The organism is Citrobacter sp. Cpo065, assembly GCF_030332805.1.
In the GTDB taxonomy this organism is placed as follows: Bacteria; Pseudomonadota; Gammaproteobacteria; order Enterobacterales; family Enterobacteriaceae; genus Citrobacter; species Citrobacter portucalensis.
On sequence record NZ_JAOWHC010000031.1, the window covers coordinates 590,047 to 600,552 of the forward strand.

The window sequence follows — 10,506 nt, forward strand, 5'->3', positions numbered from 1 at the left end:
ATTCAAATGACCAGCCGTTTTATGCTGATTTTTGCCGCCGTAAGTGGCTTTATCTTTGTGGCGTTGGGCGCCTTTGGGGCACATGTTCTGAGCAAAACCCTCGGTGTTGTTGAAATGGGGTGGATTCAGACCGGCCTTGAGTATCAGGCGTTTCATACGCTGGCTATCTTTGGCCTGGCCGTCGCCATGCAACGACGCATTAGTATTTGGTTTTACTGGAGTAGCGTGTTTCTGGCATTAGGTACAGTGCTGTTTAGCGGCAGCCTGTATTGTCTCGCGCTCTCTCATTTACGCCTGTGGGCGTTTGTTACCCCTGTCGGCGGCTTCAGCTTCCTCGTAGGCTGGGCGCTGATGTTAGTGGGCGCTATTCGATTGAAACGTAAGGGCGTTAGCCATGAATAAGGTTGTATTGTTGTGTCGCCCAGGTTTTGAAAAAGAGTGCGCCGCAGAAATTACGGATAAAGCAGGACGCCGGGAAATCTTCGGTTTTGCCCGCGTGAAAGACAATGCGGGTTACGTCATCTTCGAATGCTATCAGCAGGACGATGCTGAAAAGTTAGTGAAAGAGCTGCCGTTTAGTTCGCTGATTTTTGCTCGTCAAATGTTTGTGGTGGGCGAGCTGCTGCAATACTTACCGCCGGAAGATCGCATTACCCCGATCGTTGGCATGTTGCAGGGCGTGGTGGAAAAGGGTGGCGATCTGCGAGTAGAAGTTGCCGACACCAATGAAAGCAAAGAGCTGGTTAAATTTTGCCGTAAATTTACTGTACCGTTGCGTGCAGCGCTGCGCGAAGCGGGCGTACTGGCAAAGTATGAAACGCCAAAGCGTCCGGTGGTTCACGTCTTCTTTATCGCCCCTGGCTGTTGTTATACCGGCTATTCCTGGCCTGACAATAACTCACCGTTTTACATGGGGATTCCGCGTCTGAAGTTTCCAGCCGATGCGCCGAGCCGTTCAACGCTCAAGCTGGAAGAAGCGCTGCACGTGTTTATCCCTGCCGATGAATGGGATGAGCGTCTGGCGAACGGAATGTATGCGGTGGATTTAGGCGCCTGCCCTGGCGGATGGACCTATCAGCTGGTTAAACGCAACATGTGGGTTTATTCCGTGGATAACGGCCCGATGGCGAAAAGCCTGATGGATACCGGACAGGTCACCTGGCTACGTGAAGACGGATTTAAGTACCGTCCGAATCGCAACAACATTTCGTGGATGGTCTGTGACATGGTGGAGAAGCCGGCGAAGGTTGCCGCGCTGATGGCGCAATGGCTGGTCAACGGCTGGTGTCGTGAGACGATCTTCAACCTCAAGCTGCCGATGAAAAAACGCTACGAAGAGGTATCACAGAACCTAGCTTACATTCAGGCCCAGCTTGATGAACATGGTGTAAATGCCCAGATTCAGGCGCGTCAGCTGTATCATGACCGTGAAGAAGTAACCGTTCACGTACGTCGTCTGTGGGCTGCCGTCGGCGGTCGTCGCGACGAGCGATAAGGCTACGACCCAGGCCGGATGGCGGCGTAATCGCCCTATTCGGCCTGGATTGCTTCAATCAGCTGTGTATCTGAAACAATATGCGTCACATCATCCAGATGCCCAATTCTGGCCTCTCCCGAACGATTAAATTTACTTTTATCGATCAGTAATAAAGACTGCGATGCACGCTTAAGCAGAATGGATTTGAAGTCTGCGTTGGTTGCATTTGAGTCCCAGAGCGCGCCGTCGCTGTCGATCCCTTCGCAGGAAAAAATAAACAGGTCAATCTCGAGTGGTTTTAGCTGCGAGATAAGCGAGGGATTAACGTAGCAACCGTATTTGCGCTCAAGGCGACCGCCGGAGCTGATAAGCTGAATATGTTCACGTTTAGCCAATTCCTGGCAGATGGGCTGGCTGTTGGTAAAAACGTGAATGTTGATGTCCGGTAACTGTCGCGCCAGATACCAGCAGGTAGAGCTGGCGTCTAAGGCAATCACCATACCTTCTTCGATCCATGCCAACGCTTCACGGGCGATATCCGCTTTGTGCGCATAGTGGCTTTTGAGTCGAATATGAAATGGGTCACCGCTGTCCTGATTTTCCCGGTGAATAACTTTGGCCCGACCGTGATTGCGTAACACTTTTCCCTGGGTCTGTAACTCGCTGAGATCGCGGCGGATGGTCTCTTTGCTGACGTTAAGCTGCAAAGCCAGGGCTTCGGTTGTCAGGCTTTTGTGGTTAGTAAGCAGATCTACGATTGCCTGCTGGCGCGCCGCTTTCATGTTCTGATCCTCATCTAATGATGAATGCCCGTACCTGACGGGCATTCTGACCAGAGATTACGGCGTTACCCCTTTTTTTAAAAGAATATTCCCGTACTTTGCCCGCTCTCCTGTGATAACGATCGCAAACGCCTTTTGTGCTCGTTCGTAAAAGGCATAGCGGTCAATACGCGTGATGTCCGGGCAGGGGGTCTGTAATGAAAGCGCTTGACGATAGCGAGTCTCAACGTCAGGATCGAGAGTGTCGCCTTCAACCGCAGCCATCATCACCAGCGGTGGGGCGTAGCTGTCCAGTTCAAATAGCGGAATAAGCGCCCGCAGTAGATCGCTGACCAGCAGACCGTCAGCGCGGATGACCTGCGGCCCCATGCTGTTGGCCGGGAAGTGGGCATCGGAAAAGATAATCTCATCGCCGTGTCCCATTTCGGCCAGCACTTTCAGTAAGTCGGGGGAAATTAAGGGAGATATCGTTTTAAGCATGTTACTCGACTCCTGTGAGTTCGGATTCGGTTTGCGGATAGAAGTAACGGTACTGATAGCGCACCTGTTCGCGTGCCTGCTCCGGAGAGATAAATTCCCCGATGCCTGACCAGGCAAACATTGCGGCGCCTGCCACGGTGGTTTCGGCATCATCCAGCACTTTGACAGGGATCCCGAGAACGTTCGCTTTGATTTGGTTCCACAAGATGTTGCGGCTGCCCCCGCCAACTAATAGCAGTTCAGTGGCCTGGAAATGGCCGATTTTTTCCAGCGTTTGCAGATTCCGCTGCAGCTGTTCTGTCAGTCCTTCCAGCGCGGCGCGATAAAAGTGCCCACGGGTAGTATTGAGGGTAACCCCTTGCCAGCCCGCATTCTGACAGGCCAGCAGGTCGCAGTGCATCTTCACCCCTTCGGCACCAGCGGGAATATCCCGAGCTTCATCAATCAACGTTTGCCAGGGCGTGTCCGCGGTCCATAACAGCTTACGAACCCATTCAAGCACACCGGAGGCCAGCCACTGCATACCGGGATTGTTAAGCCCAGCCTGACTATCCAGCTCACAGGTGGAGCCCGCATAATGACTGAGCAGGGAGGTATTTACCTGCGCACTGCGTACCATCAGAATTTCCCATGTGCCGGAAGAGAGTACCGGTTCATCCTGTTGGGCTCCTGCGCCAAATAGCGCAAACTGTGTGTCGTGTCCGGCAGAGATGACTGGAATACCCTCTGGAAGTCCGAGCTGGCTGGCGGCCTCGCGTTGCAGTACCCCAATTTGTTCGCCTGCTTCAACCAGGCGCGGAAACAGGCGACGCGGTATGCCTGTTGCCTGCAAAATGTCCTGGCTGAAATCACGTTGCTGGATATCCAGCATCTGGCTGGTTCCCGCCATGGTGATGTCAGTTGTGAACTCGCCGGTTAAACGTTGGTTGATAAGCGACGAGATAAACAGCCAGGCGTGCGCCTGTTCCAGTAATTGCGGGTGGTTCTCTTTCAGCCACACCAGTTTGTACAGAGTATTGAAGCTAAACGCCCCAACGCCGGAGATTTCCTGCAGTTGCTGCGGTGACATGTAGCGATGGATATTCTCCATTACCGCTGCGGTACGTGGGCATTTCCAGCTGATCACCGGGTACAGTTGTTTGCCGTTCTTATCCACCAGCGCGCCATCCACGCCGAAGGTGGTGACGGCGATCCCGCGAATTTGGCAGGCGGCCAATTGTGAGGAAAGCCGCTGACAGCAGTCGGCAAAGCGCTGCAGAATGGCCTCCAGCGACCATTGGTGCCAGGCACTGTTTTCTGCGGCGATGTCACTGGCGTTCGGGGTCGCTGCGCGGGCGACAATCTTTCCCTGTCGGTCAACGGCAATGGCCCGTACGTTGGTCGCGCCACAGTCGAGAACCAGAATAACCTCTTGTTTCATAATTGCTCCTGGGAGATTACCTATTGCCGGATGGCGGCTTCGCCTTATCCGGCCTACAAAACCGTGTGCTTCGTAGGCCGCGCCGCCATCAGGCAATCGCTCGATGTTTAACGCTTATACAGCGGGCCGTAGTTCTGACAAGCGCGGTAATCCTGACCTTCCGTATCCATACCGTGGGCGGCCCAGGAGGAAGGACGATAAATTTTCTCGTCTTCCACGTTGTGCATGCACACCGGGATACGCAGCATGGCAGCCAGAGTGATAAAGTCCGCACCTACGTGACCAATCGTCAGCACCCCGTGGTTAGCGCCCCAGTTAGCCATGACGGAATAGACGTCGCTGAACGGGCCCTTGCCGGTTAAGCGCGGAGCAAACCAGGTGGTTGGCCATGTGGAGTTGGTACGCGCATCAAGCTGGTCGTGCATATCTTTCGGCAACTCCACGCTCCAGCCTTCCGCGATTTGTAGCACCGGCCCCAACCCTTTGATGATGTTGATACGGCTCATGGTGAACGGCACACCGCCTTCAGTCAGGAAGCGAGATGAGTAACCGCCCCCGCGGAAGTATTCGTGAATAGCCGGGCACCATTCGGTTGCCGCCAGGCATTCATCCGCCTCTTTCTGCGAGATTTCCCAGTGTGGTTTCATGGTCGGTTTACCTTCGCTGTCGCGTTGTTTGCAGGAACCGTCCAGTGCCGCAGAACCGGAGTTAATCAAGTGAATAATGCCGTGCTCAGCAAGACCGGTCAGCGGTTTACCCGTGACGCGTTCAACCGCCTCTGGCGACCAGTAGGTACGCACATCGGCAAAGACCTGGGCCGTGCCGGTGAGTTGATGGCCGAACAGCATCGCCACGCCGTTCAGGCTGTCGTTTTCGGTTGCGACAACGAACGGTTCACGAACGCCATTCCAGTCAAAGGAGCTGTTGAGCAACGCTTCGGCGGTATCGCCATTTGGGTATTGATCGGTCCAGTGACGCTGGCCCTGGAAGCCTGCGGCGATCGCGTTATAGCCCAGGGATTCTTCGACCAGACCTTTGTCTGCCAGCTTTTTGTTACCCTGCATCATGTCGCGAATGCACATGGCCATCAGCAGGCTTTCTTTCAGCACTGCGCGGCTTTGTTCTGCGTTACGTTTATATTGTTGTGCGTTCTGATCTTCGCCGTAGCGGAAGTTTTTGTCCGCCCACGCCAGCGCCATTTCCAGCTCGGTTTCATCATAGATTTTCTGGTCAATGCGACGACGCAGCTCGGTCATATCAACCGCCTGCACCTTCATACCCAGCCAGGATTCAAAGAAGTTATGGTCGACGATAGAACCGGCGATGCCCATTGATACACCACCGACAGACAGGTAGCTTTTCCCTTTCATACTGGCGACCGCCAAGCCGGCACGGGCAAAGCGCAGCAGTTTTTCTTCAACATCGGCAGGGATAGATGTGTCGTCTGCATCCTGTACGTCATGACCATAGATGGAGAAGGCAGGAAGGCCTTTTTGGCTGTGAGCTGCCAGTGCGGCGGCCAGGTAAACCGCCCCCGGACGTTCCGTGCCGTTGAAGCCCCAGATCGCTTTCGGGCGCATCGGATCCATGTCGATGGTTTCACTGCCGTAGCACCAACATGGGGTAACGGTAATCGTCACGCCAACATTCTGGCTGCTGAATTTTTCTTCACAGGCTGCGGATTCCGCCATGCCGGCGATACAGGTATCGGCAATCACACATTCAATTTGTGCGCCGCAGGCATGACGAAGTTTTTCAGTGATAAGCGCTGCGGTAGCTTTAGCCATATTCATGGTTTGCTCTTCGAGCGACTCACGTACACCCATACGACGTCCGTCAATAACCGGGCGAATACCAATTTTTGGTAAGCTGATTTTTTTCATCACAGATTCCTCACGTTATTCGGATAAATATTCAGTTGGCTGCCGTTTGTGAACGGAAGCGGGCAAAAATAAAGATGATGGCGAAGCAAAGCGCCGGGACCAGTTCAGCGGTCGGGATATTGCCAGCGGCATCGCTGACAAAGCCCATCACCGGGGTCACAATGCCGCCGCCAATGATGGTCATGACGATAAAAGACGAGCCGTATTTGGTGTCTTGTCCCAGATTTTTGATCCCCAGAGAAAAAATGGTTGGGTACTGAATCGACATAAATGCGCTGCAAAACGTCAGGGCCAGCAGGCCGATCTGGCCACCGGTGAAGGCGGAAATCAGGCACAGAATCATGGCAAGCAGGGCATATGCGGCCAGCACTTTATGCGGCGCAAAGCGACTGATAAGCCAGGTGCCGGAGAAACGACCGATAAAGAAGCACACCATGGTGCCGGTCAGGTAGTTGGCGGCGAAACCTGGCGTCATGCCTGGGATCTCTTCGATTGCGTAGCGAATCAGGTAGCTCCAGCAGGCAGTTTGTGCACCGACGTAGCAGAACTGCGCCAGTACCGCCCAACGCCAGTGACGAATGCGCACCAGGCGGGAAAGAGACGCGGAGAATGAACTCTGAGCGTTGTCACTGTGATCGTCACTTTGCAGGGTCGGAAACTTGGTAAACATGATCAGCAGGGCGACCAGCAAAACGACCGCGACGATGATCATATAAGGGGTTTGAACCGATAACACCAGGCTGTGCTTGTAGGCACTTAGCTGTTCTGGCGCCATCTTATCGAGTACGTCTTGAGATTGATGTGGCACATTAGACAAAATAAGACTTTGCCCAAAAACAACCGCAATAATGGCACCAAATGAGTTAAAAGTTTGCGCGAGATTTAATCGGAAGTGACCGCCGCTTTCCGGGCCCAGTACGGTTACAAAGGGGTTGGCAGCCGTTTCCAGACAACCTAAGCCCGCCGCAATAATAAATAGTCCAATCAGGAATAAGGTGTAATTCATTACCTCAGCCGCTGGCCAGAATAATGCTGCACCGATGGCATATAAGAATAATCCGGTAATAATGCCTGCTTTATAACTTAGTTTTTTCATCAGGATCCCGGCTGGGATTGGAATGACGAAATAACCAAAATAAAAAGCAGATTGAATCAGACCAGCCTGAAAGTTTGTTAATGTAAAAGCTTGCTGAAATTGTGGTAATAAAATGTCATTAAGATTATTGGCAACCGCCCAAAGAAAAAACAGTGAACAGAGTAACGCGAAGGGAATGACATAATTTTTTGTCTGCCCCCGCTCTACCGCATGAAAACTTTGTGTTTGTATTGATGTGTTTCCCATAGCATCCTCATCAGTTCATAAGCATGTTCAACAGCTTAAGAGTACGATTGGTGATTTTCACCAACCTGCTAATCCAGGTGAGTTCCGGTAACCTGCCAGATAAAATTGGCCTTCATGAATGAACTCATGAATTCATTTTCAAATAAAAACCGGCCATTAATATGATGGTGGTCACATTTATGCTCAGGGTGTGGGTTTATGTGATTATCATCACTTTAATTTCTTTAAAACAATGACCGTTTGAGAAAAATAAATTAAAAAGCCACAGGGATAATGCCCGAATTAATTAGTTAAGTGGAAAACGGGCAATGGTAACAATTTATTCGCAAATGACCGTTTTACAATGGTTTTATTAAGAACGGACATTTTGCAATTGTAATATTATGCCTGCATGTTTTTATTCAGCGTTATTAGTTGATGAACATCACAAAATCCAGTGCTAAAAATTCCCTTCTCTTTATTCAGCATGATGATAGTTAGCAAATACCCGCTTAAATCAACAGAGCGTCGAGGTATTAGCAATGTTCTGTTGTCGCATTTTGACTCACTGAGAGAGGTAAGTAATGGAACGAAATACGCTGGCACGGCAGATTATCAATACCTGCCTGGAAATGACCCGTCTGGGGTTGAATCAGGGGACTGCGGGTAATGTAAGTGTGCGTTACCAGGACGGGATGTTAATTACCCCGACGGGTATTCCGTATGACAAACTCACCGAATCCCACATAGTGTACATCAACGCTGAGGGGCAGCACGAAGAAGGGAAATTACCTTCCAGCGAGTGGCGGTTCCATATGGCCGCTTATCAGACGCGTCCCGATGCTCAGGCGGTGGTCCATAATCATGCCGTGCATTGTACTGCTGTTTCTATTCTCAATCGGCCAATCCCGGCAATCCATTACATGATTGCGGCGGCTGGCGGTAACTCAATTCCCTGTGCGCCATATGCGACGTTTGGTACGCGTGAGCTTTCCGAGCACGTTGCGGTAGCGCTGAAAAACCGAAAAGCAACGCTGTTGCAGCATCATGGGCTGATCGCCTGCGAGGAAAATCTGGAAAAAGCCCTGTGGTTAGCGCATGAAGTGGAAGTGCTGGCGCAGCTTTATCTCAGCACGCTGGCGATTACCGATCCGGTTCCGGTACTGGACGATGAGGCTATCGCTATTGTGCTGGAAAAATTCAAAACATATGGATTGCGTATTGAGGAATAGGAGATAAAACGATGGCGAACAGAATGATTCTGAACGAAACGGCATGGTTTGGCCGGGGAGCTGTTGGCGCATTAACCGATGAAGTTATTCGTCGTGGTTATCGCAAAGCATTGATTGTGACTGATAAAAATCTGGTGCAGTGCGGCATTGTTGAGAAGGTGACTTCCCGAATGGATGCTGCAGGTCTGGCATGGGAAATCTATTCAGGCGTTATTCCTAATCCAACCATTGCGGTAGTTCAGGAAGGATTGAGTGTCTTTCAGCAAAGCGGCGCAGACTATCTGGTCGCCATTGGCGGCGGCTCCCCGCAGGATACCTGTAAAGCGATTGGCATTATTAACAATAACCCGGAGTTTGCGGATGTACGCAGCCTTGAAGGGTTATCGCCGACACGCTTCCCGAGCGTGCCAGTTATGGCTATCCCAACCACTGCGGGAACGGCGGCGGAAGTGACCATTAACTACGTGATCACTGACGAAGAGAATCGGCGTAAGTTTGTTTGTGTCGATCCACATGACATCCCGCAGGTGGCGTTCATTGATGCTGACATGATGGACGGCATGCCTGCCGCATTAAAAGCGGCTACTGGCGTAGATGCACTGACTCATGCCATTGAAGGCTACATCACGCAGGCTGCGTGGGCGCTTACCGATGCGCTGCACATTAAAGCCATCGAAATTATTGCCGGGTCATTACGCGGTTCCGTTGCGGGCGACAGCCAGGCGGGGGAAGCGATGGCTCTGGGCCAGTACGTTGCCGGGATGGGTTTCTCCAACGTAGGTCTGGGATTAGTGCATGGCATGGCACACCCGTTAGGCGCGTTCTACAACACGCCGCACGGCGTCGCGAATGCCATTTTGCTGCCGCACGTGATGCACTATAACGCCGAATTCACCGGGGAAAAATTCCGCGATATCGCCCGGGTAATGGGGGTTAAGGTTGAAGGACTGACGCTGGCAGAGGCACGCAAAGCGGCGGTGGATGCCGTCTTCGCCCTTAATCGCGATGTAGGTATCCCACTGCATCTACGCGATGTTGGCGTCCGTAAAGAGGATATTCCTGCGCTGGCGCAAGCCGCATTTGACGATGTTTGTACCGGGGGAAATCCGCGTGAAGCGAGCCTTGGGGATATCGTTGAGCTGTACCATACCGCCTGGTAATCACCTGGCGTTTATCTGGCCTACAGGGTTGTACAATAAGTAGGCCGGATAAGCGCAGCGCCATCAGGAAATAAATATCCTCCGGCATAGCCGGAGGTTTTTCTGATGCGCCTATAAGGCTCTGTTACCAGCCGCGCCCTAACAGGCGCATACGATCTGACATTTGCATCAGACTTCGTTACTTACGGCCCGTAAACGGGCTACCCGGATAAGGGATCGATAACTGCTCGCCCATTTTATCCTCTGCAAGCTGGTGCTTTATGTATTCCTGTATCCTTGCTGTGTTCTTACCCACCGTATCTACGTAATACCCACGACACCAGAACTCCCTGTTCCTGTATTTAAACTTCATATCACCAAACTGCTCATACAACATCAGACTGCTTTTACCTTTCAGATAACCCATAAAACCGGATACGCTCATTTTGGGCGGGATTTCCACAAGCATATGGATATGATCTGCACAGCATTCCGCTTCCAGGATCCGCACGTTTTTCCACTCACACAGCTTTCTTAAGATGCTGCCTATCGCCCTACGTTTCTCCCCGTAGAATGCTTGTCTTCGGTATTTGGGCGCAAAAACTATGTGATATTTACAGTTCCATCGGGTGTGCGCTAAGCTCTTTTCGTCCCCCATTGGGACCCCCTTTTGATTTCTTGTTTAACCCTTGCAGTTGCCAGACCGCAAGGTGTTTTAACAAATCAAAAGGGGTTTTAATAACTGGCCCAAAGCTGAAAGCTTTCCGGAACC

At 51.8% G+C, this 10,506-nt stretch carries 10 protein-coding genes; 4 read left to right on the forward strand and 6 right to left on the reverse strand.

Annotated elements, in window-relative coordinates; all coding sequences use genetic code 11:
* Positions 1-6 precede the first annotated feature (6 nt).
* Together OGY68_RS13930 and rlmM are read left to right on the forward strand one after the other, a co-directional pair.
* A complete protein-coding gene (locus tag OGY68_RS13930; RefSeq protein ID WP_003034037.1) occupies positions 7-402 on the forward strand; it encodes a DUF423 domain-containing protein in 396 nt (131 codons plus the stop codon).
* Positions 395-1,495, forward strand: a complete 1,101-nt coding sequence (rlmM, locus tag OGY68_RS13935; RefSeq protein ID WP_057067293.1) for a 23S rRNA (cytidine(2498)-2'-O)-methyltransferase RlmM — start codon at positions 395-397, stop codon at positions 1,493-1,495. Before OGY68_RS13930 ends, rlmM begins: the two co-directional genes overlap by 8 nt.
* A gap of 35 nt (positions 1,496-1,530) precedes the next feature.
* Here the strand turns inward: rlmM and fucR are convergent, their stop codons facing one another.
* From fucR to fucP, 5 genes are all read right to left on the reverse strand, one after another.
* Positions 1,531-2,259 (reverse strand): L-fucose operon activator, encoded by a 729-nt coding sequence (gene fucR, locus OGY68_RS13940; protein WP_003825642.1) that lies wholly within the window; start codon positions 2,257-2,259, stop codon positions 1,531-1,533.
* A 57-nt stretch (positions 2,260-2,316) separates the two neighbouring features.
* Positions 2,317-2,739: an L-fucose mutarotase gene (gene fucU, locus OGY68_RS13945; RefSeq protein WP_008785698.1), complete on the reverse strand. Its 423-nt coding sequence runs from the start codon at positions 2,737-2,739 to the stop codon at positions 2,317-2,319.
* Position 2,740: 1 nt separating this feature from the next.
* A complete protein-coding gene (fucK, locus tag OGY68_RS13950; protein WP_057067291.1) occupies positions 2,741-4,159 on the reverse strand; it encodes an L-fuculokinase in 1,419 nt (472 codons plus the stop codon).
* 107 nt (positions 4,160-4,266) lie between these two features.
* Positions 4,267-6,042: an L-fucose isomerase gene (gene fucI, locus OGY68_RS13955; RefSeq protein WP_003825648.1), complete on the reverse strand. Its 1,776-nt coding sequence runs from the start codon at positions 6,040-6,042 to the stop codon at positions 4,267-4,269.
* Positions 6,043-6,073: 31 nt separating this feature from the next.
* A complete protein-coding gene (gene fucP / locus OGY68_RS13960; RefSeq protein WP_057067289.1) occupies positions 6,074-7,384 on the reverse strand; it encodes an L-fucose:H+ symporter permease in 1,311 nt (436 codons plus the stop codon).
* A gap of 563 nt (positions 7,385-7,947) precedes the next feature.
* On the opposite strand from fucP, the gene fucA reads away from it, so the two are divergent.
* Both fucA and fucO read left to right on the forward strand, forming a co-directional pair.
* A complete protein-coding gene (gene fucA / locus OGY68_RS13965) occupies positions 7,948-8,595 on the forward strand; it encodes an L-fuculose-phosphate aldolase (protein ID WP_003825656.1) in 648 nt (215 codons plus the stop codon).
* 11 nt (positions 8,596-8,606) lie between these two features.
* Positions 8,607-9,755, forward strand: coding sequence for a lactaldehyde reductase (fucO, locus tag OGY68_RS13970; protein ID WP_057067287.1), 1,149 nt, complete (start codon positions 8,607-8,609; stop codon positions 9,753-9,755).
* 178 nt (positions 9,756-9,933) lie between these two features.
* On the opposite strand, the gene tnpA is transcribed toward fucO, so the two are convergent.
* Complete coding sequence (gene tnpA, locus OGY68_RS13975) at positions 9,934-10,392, reverse strand: IS200/IS605 family transposase (RefSeq protein ID WP_057069660.1); 459 nt, start codon at positions 10,390-10,392, stop codon at positions 9,934-9,936.
* Between the last annotated feature and the right edge of the window lie 114 nt (positions 10,393-10,506).

Bases quoted from the DNA above. Each gene is read 5' to 3' on its own strand.
- OGY68_RS13930 (WP_003034037.1), top strand. From the start codon at position 7: ATGACCAGCCGTTTTATGCTGATTTTTGCCGCCGTAAGTGGCTTTATC.
- rlmM (WP_057067293.1), top strand. From the start codon at position 395: ATGAATAAGGTTGTATTGTTGTGTCGCCCAGGTTTTGAAAAAGAGTGC.
- fucR (WP_003825642.1), bottom strand. From the start codon at position 2,259: ATGAAAGCGGCGCGCCAGCAGGCAATCGTAGATCTGCTTACTAACCAC.
- fucU (WP_008785698.1), bottom strand. From the start codon at position 2,739: ATGCTTAAAACGATATCTCCCTTAATTTCCCCCGACTTACTGAAAGTG.
- fucK (WP_057067291.1), bottom strand. From the start codon at position 4,159: ATGAAACAAGAGGTTATTCTGGTTCTCGACTGTGGCGCGACCAACGTA.
- fucI (WP_003825648.1), bottom strand. From the start codon at position 6,042: ATGAAAAAAATCAGCTTACCAAAAATTGGTATTCGCCCGGTTATTGAC.
- fucP (WP_057067289.1), bottom strand. From the start codon at position 7,384: ATGGGAAACACATCAATACAAACACAAAGTTTTCATGCGGTAGAGCGG.
- fucA (WP_003825656.1), top strand. From the start codon at position 7,948: ATGGAACGAAATACGCTGGCACGGCAGATTATCAATACCTGCCTGGAA.
- fucO (WP_057067287.1), top strand. From the start codon at position 8,607: ATGGCGAACAGAATGATTCTGAACGAAACGGCATGGTTTGGCCGGGGA.
- tnpA (WP_057069660.1), bottom strand. From the start codon at position 10,392: ATGGGGGACGAAAAGAGCTTAGCGCACACCCGATGGAACTGTAAATAT.